Here is a 16313-nt window from a genome sequence, read left to right as displayed (position 1 = left end):
CCCGTCGCGGGGGTGCGCTCCCTCGACTGGCCCGGAGACCGGCACCGGCCCCAAGAACAGACCTACAAGGTAAGGAACACACACGGTGAACGGACTCGTGCTGCGCACGCTGATCGGAAGACTGGGCGGCCTGCTGCTGACCCTCTTCCTGTCGAGCGTCGTGATCTTCTCCGCCCTGCTGCTCACACCTGGCGACCCCATCGCGGCACTCGCGGGCGGGGCGAAGCCGACGCCAGAGCTCATCGCGCAGATACGCGCCGAGCACCACCTCGACGACCCGATCTGGTCGCGCTACCTGCAGTGGCTGGGCGGCGTCTTCACGGGCGACTTCGGCCGGTCCTTCGTCTACAAGACCGACGTGCTCGACCTCGTCGCGCCGCGCTTCGGCGTCACCTTCCAGCTGGTGCTGCTGACGGTCGTGATCATCCTCGTCTTCGGCGTCGGATCGGGCATCCTCGCCGCCACCCGCGGCCCCGCGGTGGATCGCGCCGTGGCCGTCGCCACCGCGCTCGGCATGGCGCTGCCCACCTTCGTCGTCGCGATCCTGCTGATCTGGATCTTCGCGAAGAGCCTCGGCTGGTTCCCCGTCTTCGGCGAGGGATCCGGCGGGTGGGACCGTCTCTGGCACCTGATCCTGCCCGCGGTGTCGCTCTCCGTCATGTTCATCGCGTACATCAGCCGCGTCACCCGCTCCTCGCTCGTGGCCCAGCTGCACTCCGAGCACGTCGAGACGGCGAAGGTGCGCGGCATCCCTCGCGGCCGCATCTTCCGCGTGCACGTGTTCCGCAACGCGTCGCCTCAGATCCTCGCGATCTCGGGCACGACCATCGCGGGCCTCTTCGCCGCGTCGGCCATCGCCGAGCAGGCGTTCGGGCTCGGCGGCATCGGCTCGCTGCTCACCGAGGCCGCGGCCCGCAAGGATCTGCCCGTCGTGCAGCTCGTGTCGCTGCTGCTCGTCGCCATCTTCGTGGTGCTGAACGCGGTCGCAGACCTGCTGAGCGCCCTCATCGATCCCGACACCGTCACCGCAGGGAGGCAGGCATGAGCGTCGCCCAGCTCGCATCCGGCCGCGCGCCGAGGGCGGCGATCCGCGCCGCCCAGAAGGACTGGATGTTCGTCACGGCCCTCGCCGTGTTCGGCCTCATCGCGCTCGCCGCCGTCCTCGGGCCGTGGATCGCGCCCTACGACCACACCGAGCTCTACGCGGGCGACGTGAACGGCGTCGTCTCGGCCGCGCACCCGTTCGGCACCGACGACGTGGGCCGCGACATCCTGTCGCGCGTGCTCGTCGGCGCCCGCACGAGCGTCGTGGCCCCCATCTTCGTGGTGATCCTCTCGACCGTCGCGGGCGCCTCGCTCGCGGTGCTCGGCGCCTGGTTCGGGGGCGCCCTGCGCGGCACGATCGCCCGCGTCGTCGACGTGATCTTCGCGATCCCCGGCCTCGTGCTCGCCGTGCTGGCGGTCGCGATGTTCGGCAAGGGGCTCGTGGCCCCGGTGATCGCGCTCTCGATCGCGTACATCCCCGTCGTCGCCCGGCTCACGCAGACGGCGGCGTCGCGCGAACTCGGCAAGCCGTACATCGCGGCGCTGCGCGTGCAGGGCGTGTCGAGCCTCGCGATCTGCTTCAAGCACCTCGTGCCCGCGCTCGTGCCCGTGGTCGCCGCGCAGATGGCCGTGGGCTTCGGCTACGCCATGCTCGACCTGGCCGCGATCTCGTTCCTCGGCCTGGGCGAGCAGCCGCCCGCCGCCGACTGGGGCGCCATGATCGCGAGCGGCCAGTCCGGCATCCTCGCGGGCGCCCCCGAGCAGTCGCTGTTCCCCGCGATCTTCGTGGTGCTGACCGTGCTGTCGGTGAGCATCATCGGGGCCCGCGTCACCACCTGGGCAGAGGAGAAGGAACGATGAGCACTCCCGAGAACGCCGCGGACGCGATCTCCGAGGCCGCCGCGGCAACCGCCGCCGAGCCCGTGCTCGAGCTCGACGGGCTGTCGATCTCGATGCCCGGCCGCACGCTCGTGCACAACTGCTCGCTGCGGGTCGGCGCCGGCGAGGCCGTGGGCCTCGTGGGCGAGTCGGGATCGGGCAAGACGCTCTCGGTGCGCGCCGTCGCGGGCCTGCTGCCCGCGTACTTCGAGACCGGCGGGTCGATCCGCATCCTCGGCTGCGACATCTCCGAGCTGGGCGCGCGCGAGCTGCGGGAGCTGCGGGCCCGCCGCGTCGGCATGGTCTTCCAGACCCCTCGCGCGCACCTCAACCCGCTGCGCTCGATCGGCGACTTCATGACCGAGGCGCTCGTGACGGTGGCCGGCGCGAAGCCAGAGACGGCCAGTGCGCGAGCCGTCGAACTGCTCGACGAGGTCGGGATCACCGCTCCCGCGCGCCGCATGCGCCAGTTCCCGGCCGAGCTGTCGGGTGGTCTGCTGCAGCGCGTGATGATCGCCGCGACCCTCGCGATGGATCCGGAGATCCTGCTCGCCGACGAGATCACCACCGCCCTCGACGTCACCACGCAGGAGGAGGTGATGGCCGTGATCGGCGAGCTGCGGAAGCACCGCGAGCTGTCGATGCTGTTCATCACCCACGACCTCGCGCTCGCGGGCGCCGTCACCGACCGCGTCGCCGTGATGCGGCAGGGGCGCACGATCGAGACGCTGCGCTCGGCCACGATGCGCCGCGACGCGCGCGAGGAGTACACGCGCGTGCTCATGTCGGCGGCGCTGCCCGAGGGCGACGGGGGATCCGGATCCGCCCGTCCGAATTTCGGATCGCACCGATCTCTCGGAGCGGAGGCCGGGTTCTCACCCGAAGCGCCGGCGTCGCCCGAAGCATCGACGGGCGGGCGCCGCGGCCCCGACCCGGCGCAGGCCGCGCCGATCCTCGCCGTCGCCGGCCTGCGCAAGACGTTCCGGGTGCGCAGCGCGAAGGGCGGCGGCCGCGAGACCTTCGTCGCGGTCGACGACGTCTCCCTCGAGCTCGCACCCGGCGGCTCCCTCGGCAGCGTGGGCGAGTCGGGATCCGGCAAATCGACCACGGCCCGCATCATCTGCGGCCTCGAACGCGCCGACGCCGGCACCGTGACCGTGGCCGGCGACGACTGGAGCTCCCCGGCGCGCGGCACCGCCGCCCGCCGCGCCCGCGCGAAGACCGTGCAGATGGTGTTCCAAGACCCCTACCAGTCGCTCGACCGCCGGCAGACCGTGCGCGAGTGCCTCGCCGAGGCGATCCGCGTGCACCGGCCGCGCGACCCCCGCGCGGCCGTCGAAGCCCGCACCTCAGAGCTGATGCGGCAGGTGCGTCTCGACGGGACCCTGCTCGACGCCCGGCCGCGCTCCCTCTCGGGCGGGCAGCGGCAGCGGGTCGCGATCGCGCGGGCGCTCGCCGCCGACCCGCGCATCCTCGTGCTCGACGAAGCAGTCTCCGCGCTCGACGTCACCACCCAGGTCGAGATCCTCTCGCTGCTCGACGCCATCCGACGCGATACCGGGGTGGGGCTGCTCATGATCACCCACGACCTCACCGTGATCCGTCGCCTCTGCGACCGCGTCGCCGTGATGCGGGCGGGCGCGATCGAGGAGTACGGCACCGCCGACGAGATCCTCGACTCGCCCCGAGCCGAGTACACCCGGCTGCTGCTCGACTCCATCCCGCGCGAGGGGTGGAAACCGCGCCGGCGACGGCTCGGCCGCACCTCGGCTATCCCCGTCGTCACCGCCGCCCAGCCCATCCCCGACATGGAGGACCTCGCATGATCCCCGCACCCGAACTCATCGAGCCCGCGTTCGAGTTCTGCTTCGAGCTGCGCGTCGACGTGGCCGACGCCATTCCCGTCGGCGGATCGGACGAGGGCGAGGGCCTGCACTTCGCGGGCATCACCGGCGGTGCGTTCGAGGGCCCCGCCTGCGCGGGCGCATCCTGCCCGGCGGTGGCGACTGGTGGCACGGCCGCGGCCTCACCGTGCGGCTCGACGCGCGCTACGTGATCGAGGCCGAGCTGCCGGGCGGTGCCGGGCGCGCAGCGATCGACGTCGTGAACCGCGGCACCTGGCGCACCGAGCCCGAGAGCTTCGAGCGCATGCTCGCGGGGGAACCGGTGGGCGAGCGCGAGCTCTACTACCGCACCGCCTTCGTGTTCCAGACCGAGCACCCCGAACTGCAGTGGCTCGCCGAATCGCAGTTCGTCGGCTACGCGCGCCCCGAGCCCGGCCGCGTCGTGATCCGCGTGTTCCGGCTGGTGTAACCGCCGCCCCCGGGCGCCCGCGATCCCGTCCCGAGCACCCAGAAGCACCCACCCAGAAAGAAGCACCCATGTCAGCACCAGCAGACCTCTGCATCGTCTCCGGCCGCGTGTTCGACGGCCGCGTGCGCACCGTGCACACCGCCGTCGCCGTGCGCAAAGACCGCATCCTCGCGGTCGGCAACGACGCCTCCGTGCTCGCGCACCGCGGCCCCGACACGCGCGTGGTCGACGCCCGCGGCGGCGCGATCCTGCCCGGCTTCGTCGACGCCCACGCCCACGCCGTCTTCGCAGGCGTCGAGCGCCTCAGCCTCGACCTGACCCCCGCGACCACCGTCGAGCAGACGCTCGACCTGATCGCCCGCGCGGCGGCTCGGCTCGACGAGGCCGCAACCCCCGATGCCTGGCTGGTCGGCGGCGGGTGGTCGCACGAACTCCTGCCGCACCCCACCCGCCAGATGCTCGACGCGATCGCCCCCGACCGGCCGGTCGCCCTGAGCGATGCCGGCCACCACACGCTCTGGGCCAACACCCGGGCCCTCGAGATCGCCGGCATCGACCGCGACACCCCTCAGCCCGCCAACGGGCACGTCTACCACGACGAGCAGGGCGAGCCGACCGGCTACCTCAACGAGGGCGGCGTCGAACTGCTCGCCCCGTCCATCCCCGCCGCGACCGTCGCGGAGATGACGGCCGGCCTGCTCGAAGCCCAGGCCTGCCTGTGGTCGCTCGGCGTCACCGGCTGGCACGAGGCGATCCTCGGCGAGTTCAACGGCAAAGCCGACTGCACCCCCGCCTACCTCGCCGCGACCGCCGACGGAACGCTGCGCAGCCGCGTCTCGGGCGCGCTGTGGATCCCACCGGGCACGACCGCGGCCGACGTGCCCGCGCTCGTCGAGCGATTCGAACGCCTGCGCGCCGAGAACGAGGCCGCCGGGCTGCCCTCCGCCACGTGCAAGGCGATGGTCGACGGCGTGCCCCAGGGCGAGACCGCCGCACTGCTCGACCCCTACTGCTCGCACCCGCACTCGGGCGAACTGCACATCGACGCCGAGACGATGCGCGAGCTCGCGATCCGGCTCGACGCCCGCGGCTTCGCCCTGCACCTGCACGTCATGGGCGACCGCGGCACGCGCGTCGCCCTCGACGCGATCGAGGCCGCGCGACGGGCGAACGGCCCCGGCCCCCGCCACCACCTCGCGCACCTGTCGATGATCGACCCCGACGACTCCCGGCGCTTCGGGGCGCTCGGGGTCACCGCCAACATCCAGGGGCTGTGGGCCACCACCGACCCGTCGATGATCGCGGTCGTGGGCGAGGCGCGGTCGGCGAGGTCGTACCCGTTCCGCGAGCTGATCGAGAGCGGCGCCGACATCGCGATGGGCTCCGACTGGCCGGTGTCGCTCGCCGACCCCTGGCAGGCGATCCACGTCGCCGTCAACCGGGCGCACCCCTTCGGGCCCGGCGCGGGGCTGCCGCCGCTCGACCCATCGCAGGCCCTCACGCTCGCCGAGGCGCTGGCCGCCTACACGAGCGGCTCGGCCTCGCTCGTGCTCGGCTCCGCCGGCCGTGTGCGGGTCGGCGAGCGCGCCGACCTGGTCGTCTCGACCGAGGATCCGTTCGAGATCCCGTCGGATCAGCTGTTCCGCGTCGCTGCGGCCATCACCGTGGTCGGCGGCGACGTGGTGCACGAGCGGATCGCCCCCGCACCCCATCCGCAAGCAACCGTGTAAGGAAGCACACCCCATGAAGATCGTCATCGCAGGTGCCGGAATCGGCGGCCTCATCACCGCCCTGAGCCTGGAGGCCGCCGGCTTCACCGACATCACCGTCGCCGAGCGCACCCCCGAGATCCGCGGGCTCGGGGTGGGCGTCAACCTGCTGCCGCACGCCGTGCGCGAGCTCACCGAGCTGGGCGTCGCCGACCGCATCGCCGCGCTCGGCGTCGAGCCCGGCACGCTCAGCTACTACAACCGCCACGGCCAGCCGATCTGGAGCGAGTCGCGCGGCCGCGACGCCGGCTACGCGTGGCCGCAGCTCTCCGTGCACCGCGGCCGCCTGCAGCTCGAACTGCGCGACCTCGTCGAGGAGCGCCTCGGCGACGTGATCCGGCTCGGCCACAGGCTCGTCGACCTGCGCGAGGGCGCCGACGGCCGGCCGGGAGCGACCGCCGTGTTCGAGCTGACCGACGGCAGCCGCACCGAGCTCTCGGGCGACCTCGTCATCGCAGCCGACGGCATCCACTCCGCCGCGCGCAAGCTCTTCTACCCGGACGAGGGCGAACCCGTATGGAGCGGTCTCACCCTGTGGCGCGGCACCGCCCTCGTCGACCCCCTGCTCGACGGTCGCACCATGGTGATGGTGGGCGACGCCGAGCAGAAGTTCGTCGCCTACCCGCTGAGCGGCCCGCTCGAAGACGGCCGCCAGCGCCTCAACTTCATCGCCGAGCGCCGCGGCGGCGGCTCGCCCTCGGCCGACTGGAACCGGCAGGTCGAGCGCGGCCCGATCGCCGAGATCTTCGAGGGGTGGCGCTACGACTGGCTCGACATTCCCGCTGTGATCGCGGGCGCGGAAGAGCTGCTCGAGTACCCGATGGTCGACCGCGACGCGATCCCGCAGTGGGTGTTCGGGCGCGTCGTGCTGCTCGGCGACGCCGCCCACGCGATGTACCCGAACGGTTCGAACGGCGGCTCGCAGGCCACCCTCGACGCGCGCACGCTCGCCTACGAGCTGGCGACGACGCCCTCGATCGACGCGGCGCTCTCCGCATACGAGGGAGCGCGCCGCCCCGCCACGGCCCGCCTGCTCGGGCTCACGCGCCAGACCGGCCCCGAGCGGGTCATGCAGATCGCCTCCGAGCGCGCCCCCGACGGCTTCGTCGATGTCCATGACGTGATCCCGCGCGAGGAGCTCGAATCGATCGCCGCGGAGTACAAGATCGCGGCGGGGTTCCACCCCGAGCAGCTCAACGCGCGCTCGTCGTTCACGGCGCGCGCGGGCGGTGCGGCGACGGGCGGGCCGGCCGTCGCCGGGGCGTCGTGAACGACGGCGCCGGGATCGCGCCGGGATCGGCGCCGTCGCTGATCCCCGTGTGCGAGGTCGTCGTCGAGCTGGGGGAGCCGCTCGACTTCGGCCCGACCCGCGACGGCGCGCGCCGCTTCACCCCGATCGTCGGGGGAGAGCTGCGGGGGATGCCGGGGGCCGACGCGGGGGAGGCGGTGCGCGGCCTGCGCGCCGCGATCCTGCCGGGCGGCGGCGACCGCCAGCTGCTGCGCGCTCCCCGACCCGGTCCAGGTGCCGACGCCGCGCCGACGGTCGAGATCGACGCGCGCTACGACGCCCGCACCGCCGACGGCGCGCTGATCGGGGTGCACGCGATCGGCATCCGGCGCGTGCTGTCCGGCGAGAGCGGACGATCGGGATCCACCCCGCCCCGCGTCTACTTCAGGGTGATGCTGCGCCTCGAGACGGCGGAACCCTCGCTCGCCGAGCTGCAGGAGGCGCTCTTCATCGCCGATGGCGTGCGCGAGGCCGACCGGGTGCGTCACACCGTCTACCGCGTGGGCTGATCCGGCCGTGTCGCGTCGGCGCCCTGCCGAATCACTGCGCCGGCGCGCCGCCCGGGCGCGGAGACGCGGGGGCGCCGCGACGGGCGCCGCTAGTAGTTGACCACGAGCGACGGCAGCCACAGGATGATGTCGGGCACGGCGAACAGCACCGCGACGACCGCGAGGTCGAGCAGCACGAACGGCAGGACGCCGCGGAACACCTCGGTGACCTTGACCCCCGACGTGCCCGAGACCACGAAGCAGCTGATGCCGACCGGCGGCGTCACCATGCCGATCTCGATGAGCTTCACGACCAGGATGCCGAGCCAGATGTTGTCGAAGCCGAGCTCGGCCGCGACGGGCGCGAGCAGCGGCACGGTGATCACCAGGATCGACAGCGACTCGAGCGCCATGCCGAGGGGGCAGCAGCGCCAGCAGCAGGATCGCCATCGTCAGGTGCGGGTCGAGACCCGCGTCGACGATGCCGGCGGTGAGCATCTGCGGCACCTTGGCGGCGACGAAGAAGACCGACAGGATCGCCGAGCCCACGATGATCGCGAAGACCATCGAGGTGGTGCCGGCCGTCTCCTTGAGCGCGTCGACGATCGCGTGCAGGGTGGCCCTCGCGCCTGAGCGCATGTTCTCGATGAGCACCATCACCATCGCCGCGAGGGCGCCGATGGCGGCCGACTCGGTGGGGGTGACGATGCCCGAGTACATGCCGCCGAGCACCACGCCGAAGAGGATCACGATGTAGACGAGACCGCGCTTCGGCAGGTCGCGGTAGCGGGTCGCGCTCTCGTCGGCCCGCCGCTCGCGCGTCGCGCTCGCCGCGTCGTCCTTGCCCGACGCGGCCTCGAGAGCGGTCTCGAGCGATGCGTCGGCGTCGGCGCGACGCTTGAGGGCCTTGCGACCCGCGACCATCATGTAGGCGGAGTAGACGAGCGCCGACATGACCCCCGGAATGATGCCGGCGGCGAACATCTTGGCCACCGATTCGCTCGTCATGATCGAGAAGAGCACCAGGATGATGCTCGGCGGGATCAGCACGCCGAGGGTGCCGGCGACCGCGACGCTCGCGGTGGCGAGCGGGGTGGGGTAGCCGTGCTTGCGCATCTCGCCCACGGAGAGCTTCGACATGGTGGCGGTGGTGCCGATCGACGACCCCGAGACGGCGGCGAAGCCGGCGCACGCCATGACCGTCGCGACGCCGAGGCCGCCGGGCAGCCTGCGGAAGGCGTGCGCCGCGACCGCGAACACCTGCTCGGCGATCTTCGCCTTCATGGCGAACATGCCCATGAGGATGAACATGGGGATGATCGTGAGCGTGAACTTCGCGGTGTCGTCGAACGGGATCGCACCCAGCATGTTGGTGGCGAAGTCGAAGTCGCGCAGCAGCAGCAGGCCCACGGCGCCCGAGAGCCCGAGTGCGAACGCGGCGGGCATGCGGGTGGCGAGCAGCGCGAGCAGCAGCAGGATGATCGCAATGACGAGGGGGCCGTTATGCATCGCTCGCATCCTTCCGGTTCGTCTCGTCGTCGGCGACGATGACGGGTTCGTTCGCCGCGGTGAGCGACGAGATGTCCTCGCGCTCCTGCACCGCGACCTGCAACGAGGTGGTGTCGGTGACGGTCGTCTCGAAGCTCTGGTAGCCGAGCACCTCCTTGCCGCGCACGAGGCGGGCGACGTTGACGACGGCGACGAGCAGCATCGCGACGATGCCGACGACGATGAGCCAGCGCGCCGGCCACAGCGGCCAGTTGACGAGGCCCATGCGCGACTCGTTCTTCTCGGTCGATTCGAGCGCGCGCGCTCCGGTCGCGTAGGCGAGCCAGAGCAGGATGAGGGCGGTGGAGGACCAGCCGAACGCGACGACCCAGCGGCTCGCGCGGCGGGGCAGCCGGTCGGTGACCAGATCGACGGCGATGTGGCCGTTGGTGGCGCCCGTGTAGGCGAGCCCCAGGAAGACGGCGGCCACGAGCACGGTCTCCCCGAGTTCGAGCACGCCGGGGATGGAGGCGCCGCTGACCCCGCGGGCGATCACGTCGACGGTGATGGCGACCATCATCGTGACGGTCGCGAGCGTCGCCAGCACGCCGAGGAATGAGCTCGTTCCGAGCACGAATCTCTTCATGGTGTCTGTTTCTCTCTCGAGCGCGATGAGCGCGGGTCCGGACCGTGAGGATCCGGACCCGCGCAGATCGGGGAGCGGTTACTTCTCCTCGAAGCGGGTGATGCAGGTGGACACCGGGTCGTCGCCCTGCGCGCCCGCGCCCGCCTGCTCGAGCGCTTCGACATAGGCGTCGAAGTAGCCCTGCGCGTCGGCGAGGCCGTCGGCTTCTGCCTGCTGCACGTAGTCCGCGATGAGCTGATCCTGTACGAGGTCCTTCCACTCGGCCGTCGCGGCCGCGCTCCACGCGGTGAGGCTCTTCGTGTTGGGGAAGTCGATGAGCGCGGTGCACTGCTCGTCGTTGACCGAGTTGAACTGCTCGATGGCGGCGCCGCGGTTGAAGTCGTCGCGCACCTCGTCGACGATGGCGCGCAGGTCGGCGGGCAGGCCGTCGTAGAAGTCCTGGTTCATCCAGAGTGCGAAGGTGGTGTAAGCGCCGACGCCGGGGTCGGTCCAGGTGTCGAGCTGCTCCATGAGCTTGTAGTCGACGGGGCCGTCGAGCGTCCACGACACCGCGTCGGCCACACCGCGCTCGATGTTCTCGTAGGTCTCGGCGGCCGGCATCGAGACGACGTTCGCGCCGACGGCGTCGAAGGCGGCGGGCAGCGACGATCCGATGGCGCGCAGCTTGAGGCCGTTGAGATCGGCGATGCCGTCGACGGGGCCGTTCGAGCCGATGATGGTGGTGCCCGGGCTCCAGGCGCCCATGAACTCGATGCCCATGTCGTCCCACTGGGCGACGGCCGACTCGTTGTTGAGGTTGACCTCGTAGAGGGCCTCCATGAGGGCCTGCGGGTCGTTCACCATGAAGGGGATGCCCGCGACCGACATCGAGGGGAACATCGAGGCCGAGTAGTCGGAGATCGAGACGCCCACGTCGGCGCGGCCGTCGCGCACGCACTCGGCGATCTCGGGGGCCTTGCAGATCGACTCGGGCTCGGTGCGGTCGACCGTGATGCGCCCGTCGGAGCGCTGCTCGAGCTCGCTGAAGAACCACTCGATGGCGGGGGCGCTCGGGGTGTTCGGCAGCACCATCGTCATGGCGTTGACGGTGACGCTCTCGCGGCTCTCGGCGGGGGCGGCCTCGTCGGCGCCGCCGCTGCAGGCCGTGAGCGTGAGCAGACCCGCGGCGGCGAGTGCCAGGGCGGGCGTCGTCAGTCGGGCTGTGGTCATGGTTCCTCCTTGAAATGAGCAGATCGGTGTTCTGCTGCGACCGGTGCGCCGAGCCCCCGCGCACTTCGCGCATTCATTATCTACACACCGAGGTCAACTATCGAAGCCAGATATACGATCGTGTCTAATCTGTGATCTTTCATAGCGAAGGCATCGGAGAGTGATCAAGAACCAACGGTATATCGATGTATCGGCATGGGAAACGACCCGGTCGTGGCAAAGCGGACGGGCGACGTCGCCCGGAGAACGACGCCGCCCCCGCCGCTCGAGAGCGACGGGGGCGGCGGGGGCGCAGTGCGCGACCGGCTACTCGGCCGGCACGTCGAGACCGTTGACGCGCTGGATCTCGCGCTGGTACTCGGCGACGACGCTGCGGGAGACGCGGCAGTCGAGCAGGATCGTGCCCTGAGCGCCGGCGGCCGTCCAGGCGCTCAGCGCATCGAGGTCCTCGAGGCGCTGCACGCGCACGCCCTGCGCGCCGAGCGCGGTCGCGAGCCCTGCGAAGTCGACGTCGGGGATGAGCATGGGATCCTGTCCGAGCCCCATCGCTCCGTAGAGGTGCACCTCCGCGCCGTAGGCGCCGTCGTTCCAGACCACGATCACGCCGCTCGGCGAGGTGCGGATCGCGGTCTCGAGATCCGCGAGCGCCATCAGACCGCCGCCGTCGCCCGTGCTCAGCACCGTCGTCGTGCCCGGGGCCGCGGCGGCGACGCCCGCCACGGTCGGGAAGCCGAGGCCGATGGTCTGATAGGCGGTGCCGACCATGATCATGCGCTCGGGCGAGGCCACGTGCCACCGCGTGTTGGCCCAGCCGATGAAGTGGCCGCCGTCGGTGGTGACGTGGCGGTTCGCGGGCAGCAGCTCGTCGAGCCGCGCGGCCACCGCCCGGGGATCGAGGCGGCCGTCGGCGCAGATGCCGTCGGGGTGGGCGAGCAGGCCGTCGTCGCGCACGCGGAGGGCGCCGCCGGGCTCGAGCCCGAGCACGCTCTCGCGCCACCCGCTCGGCAGACGGCCCGCGTCGACCAGGGCGCCCCGCAGAGTCTCGAGCGTCGCGCGGGCATCGCCCTGCAGCAGCAGGTGCGTGATCGGGCGGTTCGTCTTGGGCGGGGAGACCTGCTCGTCGTCGATGCGGATCACGGTGGCGCCCGGTCCGAAGAGGTCGCCGAAGCGCATCGTGAACTGATTCAGGCTCGCGCCGACCACCAGCACCACGTCGGCCAGCTCGATGGTCTCCATCGCGGCCTGCTGGCCGAAGCCGCCGGTCACGCCGAGGTCGAAGCGGGCGGCGGGGAAGATGCTGCGGGCCAGTGCCGTCGTGGCGGTGAGCGCGCCGAGCGCGTCGGCGATCGCGCCGAGCTCGGCCGAGGCGCCGGAGAGGTGCGCACCGCGGCCGGCCAGTACCACCGGCCGCTCGGCCTCGAGCAGCGCGCGCACCGCGGCCTCGAGCTGGTGGCCGGCCGGGCCGCCCAGCCGCTCCGGCTGGGGTGCGACGGCAGGGGCGGCGGCGTGCCCCGCCACGTCGGCGACCGACGCGCTGAGCGAGGCCAGCACGGCGGGATCGCCGAGGTCGATGCCGGGGGAGGGGGCGCTGTTCGCGCCGGCCGCCGGCTGCGGTTCGACGGCGGGCGCCGAGACGAGGTCGTAGGGGATGCCGAGCACGACGGGGCGGCGCACGCGCTGCGCGTAGGCCACCGCTCGATCCACGGTGCGGTCGATGTTCGCGACCGAGAGCATGTGGGTGCGCACGCCGAGCGCCGCGGCGAGCATCTCCTGGTCGACGTCCCAGGGGCGGGGGCCGCCGCTCGGCGCGTCGCCCACGACGACGAGCATGGGCGTGCGGGCCTGGGCGGCCTCGGCCAGCGCCGTGAGCGTGTTGGTGAACCCCGCGCCGTAGGTGGTGGTGGCGATCGCGAGCCTGCCGCTCACCCTGGTGTAGGCGTCGGCGGCGGCGACGGTGCCGGCCTCGTGTCGCACGGCGGTGTAGGGCACGCCGACCTGGGCGAGGTGCTCGATGAGGTGGGCGTTGCCGTTGCCCATGAGGCCGAAGCTGTGGTCGGCGTGCCGGGCGAGGGCTGCCGCGAGGGCACGGGTGAGCGAAGGGGTCGCAGAAGCGGACATCACAGATCCTTGAAAGATTCGATGGAGTGGGAACCGTGTATGTCTCGTCGGGAGGCAACCGTGCCTCAGCGACAGCAGCGCCCCTTTTTCGAGCGCCTTAGCCGGCCGGGTCGGAAATCACCCGACCGAGCTGGACGCACCCATTGTAGTGATAAACGCGGCGGCTCACGCGTAATTCTGGGCGATCTCCCGCGCCGCGCCCTGCAGTGCCCCGACGATGTCGTCGAGCGACTCGGGCAGCGAGAAGTGCACGACCGCGACCGCGGCCGGCGGCTCGCCGGGGATGCGCAGCGGCACCGCGACGCCCATCACGCCCTCGACGACCTCGTGTCGGCTGAGCGCGTAGCCGTCGCGCTTCGCGGCGAGGGCGGCCTCGCCGAACTCGGGGCTGCCGAGCAGGCGCTCGCGCTCGACGGCCGAGAGCGACGCCTCCATGGCGTGGCCGGGGGCGCCCCGTTCGACGGGGTGGCGCACGCCGGGGTTTCTGGCGATGGCGGTCGCATTCGAGGGCTCGACCGTGATCAGGGTGACCACCTCGTCGATGTCGAGCACCGTCAGGAAGGCGGTCATGCCGAGTCGGTAGGCGAGCTCGGTGATCGCGGGCGTCGCGGCCGTGTGCAGCGCGGGGGCGACGCCGCGGGCGAGCGCGGTGAGCTTCGGCCCCAGGCGGATCCGGCCCGCCTCGTCGCGCGCGACGAAGCGGCGCTGCTCGAGCGTGCGCAGGATGCGGTAGGCGTTGGAGCGGTGGATCCCGAGCCCCTCGGCGAGCTCGTTGATCGTGAGTGGGGCCTCGGCCTCGCCGAGCAGCTCGAGCGCCTGCAGCCCCCGGGAGAGGGTCTGCGATCCGGCGGTCGCCGGTCCCCTCGCGGACGAAGTGTTCATGGGGCATATTCTCCCGTAGGAATTGTTGCCGGACGGTGTTGTGCGATCGCGCGCCGCGGTTTATTCTTGCTGTGCGATATTCAAACTTGATATTCACATAGTGAATAGGCTGGGCTCGGCCCCGCTCAGTGAGGAGAAACAGTGCAGTTCCATCATCACGGATACGTCTCCACCGACCCGCGCGTGCAGCCGGCGGCCGGCGTCGGGCTCGACCGACCCGAAGAGCTCCCCTCCGAGATCGACGTGCTCATCGTCGGCTCCGGCCCCGCCGGCATCACGGCCGCGGCGCAGCTCGCCCAGTTCCCGAACATCGTCACCCGCACCATCGAGCGCCGCGACGGTCGCCTCGTGCTCGGCCAGGCCGACGGCATCCAGGCGCGCAGCGTCGAGACCTTCCAGGCCTTCGGATTCGCCGAGGAGATCACCAAAGAGGCCTACCGGATCACCGAGACGGCCTTCTGGAACCCCGACCCCCAGAACCCCCGGAACATCGTGCGCACCGGCTTCACCCCCGACGACCCGCAGGGCATCAGCGAGTTCCCCCACCTCATCGTGAACCAGGCCCGCGTCATCGACTACTTCGCCGAGTACGCGCGCCGCGCCCCGGCGCGCGGCGACGTCGACTACGGCTACGAGTTCGTCGACCTGCAGGTCGGCGAGGGCGAGTACCCCGTCGAGGTCACCCTGCGCCGCGTCTCCGGGTACAGCGGTGCAGGCATCAACACCGTCGACTCGGAGGTCTCCACCGGCGACGAGTTCACCGTCCGGGCGAAGTACGTCATCGGCGCCGACGGCGCCCGCTCCGGCGTGCGCCGCTCGATCGGCGGCTCCCTGCAGGGCGGCGCCTCGATGCACGCGTGGGGCGTCATGGACGTGCTGCCGCGCACCGACTTCCCCGACATCCGCAAGAAGTGCATCATCAACTCCGAAGCCGGCTCGATCCTGCACATCCCCCGCGAGGGCAACCACCTCTGCCGCATCTACGTCGACCTCGGCGAGACCGACGAGCACGACGGCGGCCGGGTGCGCGAGACCCCGCTCGAAGCCGTCATCGCGCAGGCCAACGCGATCCTGCACCCCTACACGCTCGACGTGCGCGACGTGCCCTGGCACAGCGTCTACGAGGTGGCCCACCGCCTCACCGACCGCTTCGACGACGCCGCGACCTCGCCCGACGGCAAGCCCCGCGTCTTCCTCATGGGCGACGCCTGCCACACCCACAGCGCCAAGGCGGGCCAGGGCATGAACGTCTCCATGCAGGACGGCTGGAACCTGGGCTGGAAGCTCGGCTACGTGCTCGAGGGCCGCAGCCCCGAGTCGCTGCTGAAGACCTACTCCGACGAGCGCCAGGTCACCGCGAAGAACCTCATCGACTTCGACCTTGAGTGGTCGACGCTCATGGCGAAGAAGCCGGAGGAGTTCGACTCGCCCTCGCAGCTGCGCGACTTCTACGTGCAGACCGCCGAGTTCCCCGCCGGGTTCATGACCGAGTACGAGCCCTCGATGATCACGAGCGCCCCCGAGAACCAGCAGCTCGCGAGCGGCTTCCCCCTCGGCAAGCGCTTCAAGTCGGTCATGACCACGCGCGTCGCCGACGCCGTCGACGTGCACATCGGCCACCACCACCGCGCCGACGGCCGCTTCCGCGTCTACGCCTTCGCCGACGCCTCGGGCGAGCGGCTCGCACGCTGGGCCGAGTGGCTGCGCACCTCCGACGAGTCGCCGATCCGCCGATTCACCCCGGCCGGCGACGACATCGACTCGATCTTCGACGTGAAGGCGGTCATGCAGCAGGAGCACCACGACGTCGACATCATGGCGCTCGACGAGCTCTTCCGCCCCCTCTCCGGCCCCTTCCAGCTCGTCGACTACGAGAAGATCTACGCGGCCAAGCCCGAAGACGACATCTTCGAGCAGCGCGGCATCAGCCGCGACGGCGCCGTCGTGATCGTGCGCCCCGACCACTACGTCTCGGCGATCCTCCCCCTCGACGCCCCCGAGCGGACCGCCGAGTTCTTCGAGCCGATCCTCCTCGCACGCTGAGCGCCCGATCGGGCGCAGCAGCAGGCCTCGGATCCCGTCGCGGATCCGAGGCCTTCGCGCGTCGTACGCGCCCACGCGCACGCCGGAGATGAGGAATCGCCCGCGACGGCCTAGGCTCGAAGGAGCACGGCGCCGTGACCTGGGGC

At 71.7% G+C, this 16313-nt stretch carries 14 protein-coding genes and 1 pseudogene; 9 read left to right on the top strand and 6 right to left on the bottom strand.

What is annotated here, in order from left to right:
• The first annotated feature begins 85 nt into the window (after nucleotides 1-85).
• The 8 genes from Leucomu_RS10020 to Leucomu_RS09990 all read left to right on the top strand — a co-directional run bounded on the left by Leucomu_RS10020 (nucleotide 86) and on the right by Leucomu_RS09990 (nucleotide 7802).
• The gene (locus tag Leucomu_RS10020) at nucleotides 86-1045 is read left to right on the top strand and encodes an ABC transporter permease (protein WP_017883272.1); all 960 of its coding nucleotides are present in this window, start codon (nucleotides 86-88) and stop codon (nucleotides 1043-1045) included.
• Nucleotides 1042-1905 carry an ABC transporter permease gene (locus Leucomu_RS10015; protein WP_017883271.1) on the top strand — a complete coding sequence of 288 codons (864 nt, stop codon included), beginning with the start codon at nucleotides 1042-1044 and terminating at the stop codon, nucleotides 1903-1905. The genes Leucomu_RS10020 and Leucomu_RS10015 overlap by 4 nt, the downstream gene beginning before the upstream one ends.
• On the top strand, nucleotides 1902-3749 hold the full coding sequence (locus Leucomu_RS10010) for an ABC transporter ATP-binding protein (RefSeq protein WP_128387130.1): 1848 nt from the start codon (nucleotides 1902-1904) through the stop codon (nucleotides 3747-3749). The genes Leucomu_RS10015 and Leucomu_RS10010 overlap by 4 nt, the downstream gene beginning before the upstream one ends.
• Entirely contained in the window at nucleotides 3746-3979 is a 234-nt protein-coding gene (locus tag Leucomu_RS15520; RefSeq protein ID WP_228407061.1) for a DUF3237 domain-containing protein, read from the top strand. Before Leucomu_RS10010 ends, Leucomu_RS15520 begins: the two co-directional genes overlap by 4 nt.
• Nucleotides 3898-4236 carry a DUF3237 domain-containing protein gene (locus tag Leucomu_RS10005; RefSeq protein ID WP_228407379.1) on the top strand — a complete coding sequence of 113 codons (339 nt, stop codon included), beginning with the start codon at nucleotides 3898-3900 and terminating at the stop codon, nucleotides 4234-4236. Before Leucomu_RS15520 ends, Leucomu_RS10005 begins: the two co-directional genes overlap by 82 nt.
• Before the next feature lie 68 nt (nucleotides 4237-4304).
• Complete coding sequence (locus Leucomu_RS10000) at nucleotides 4305-5966, top strand: amidohydrolase (RefSeq protein ID WP_128387129.1); 1662 nt, start codon at nucleotides 4305-4307, stop codon at nucleotides 5964-5966.
• Nucleotides 5967-5979: 13 nt separating this feature from the next.
• A complete protein-coding gene (locus Leucomu_RS09995; protein ID WP_128387128.1) occupies nucleotides 5980-7275 on the top strand; it encodes a flavin-dependent oxidoreductase in 1296 nt (431 codons plus the stop codon).
• Nucleotides 7272-7802, top strand: a complete 531-nt coding sequence (locus Leucomu_RS09990; protein ID WP_128387127.1) for a DUF3237 domain-containing protein — start codon at nucleotides 7272-7274, stop codon at nucleotides 7800-7802. Before Leucomu_RS09995 ends, Leucomu_RS09990 begins: the two co-directional genes overlap by 4 nt.
• 89 nt (nucleotides 7803-7891) lie before the next feature.
• Here the strand turns inward: Leucomu_RS09990 and Leucomu_RS15715 are convergent, their stop codons facing one another.
• From Leucomu_RS15715 to Leucomu_RS09965, 6 genes and pseudogenes are all read right to left on the bottom strand, one after another.
• Nucleotides 7892-8194: a TRAP transporter large permease subunit gene (locus Leucomu_RS15715; protein ID WP_267128410.1), complete on the bottom strand. Its 303-nt coding sequence runs from the start codon at nucleotides 8192-8194 to the stop codon at nucleotides 7892-7894.
• A gap of 73 nt (nucleotides 8195-8267) precedes the next feature.
• Nucleotides 8268-9227, bottom strand: a pseudogene (locus Leucomu_RS09985) (TRAP transporter large permease); the annotation flags it as partial.
• A 55-nt stretch (nucleotides 9228-9282) separates the two neighbouring features.
• On the bottom strand, nucleotides 9283-9915 hold the full coding sequence (locus Leucomu_RS09980; protein ID WP_128387126.1) for a TRAP transporter small permease: 633 nt from the start codon (nucleotides 9913-9915) through the stop codon (nucleotides 9283-9285).
• Nucleotides 9916-9993: 78 nt separating this feature from the next.
• Entirely contained in the window at nucleotides 9994-11124 is a 1131-nt protein-coding gene (gene dctP / locus Leucomu_RS09975) for a TRAP transporter substrate-binding protein DctP (RefSeq protein WP_128387125.1), read from the bottom strand.
• Between the two features lie 306 nt (nucleotides 11125-11430).
• Complete coding sequence (locus Leucomu_RS09970; protein WP_128387124.1) at nucleotides 11431-13242, bottom strand: thiamine pyrophosphate-binding protein; 1812 nt, start codon at nucleotides 13240-13242, stop codon at nucleotides 11431-11433.
• A 165-nt stretch (nucleotides 13243-13407) separates the two neighbouring features.
• The gene (locus tag Leucomu_RS09965; protein WP_017883261.1) at nucleotides 13408-14124 is read right to left on the bottom strand and encodes an IclR family transcriptional regulator; all 717 of its coding nucleotides are present in this window, start codon (nucleotides 14122-14124) and stop codon (nucleotides 13408-13410) included.
• Between the two features lie 141 nt (nucleotides 14125-14265).
• Here Leucomu_RS09965 and Leucomu_RS09960 point away from each other — a divergent pair, with 141 nt between their 5' ends.
• Entirely contained in the window at nucleotides 14266-16167 is a 1902-nt protein-coding gene (locus Leucomu_RS09960) for an FAD-dependent monooxygenase (protein WP_017883260.1), read from the top strand.
• The last annotated feature ends 146 nt before the right edge of the window (nucleotides 16168-16313 follow it).

The organism is Leucobacter muris (assembly GCF_004028235.1).
GTDB lineage: Bacteria > Actinomycetota > Actinomycetes > Actinomycetales > Microbacteriaceae > Leucobacter > Leucobacter muris.
The sequence above is the reverse complement of the archived record's forward strand: the minus strand, read 5'-3'. Positions and strand labels throughout refer to the sequence as shown.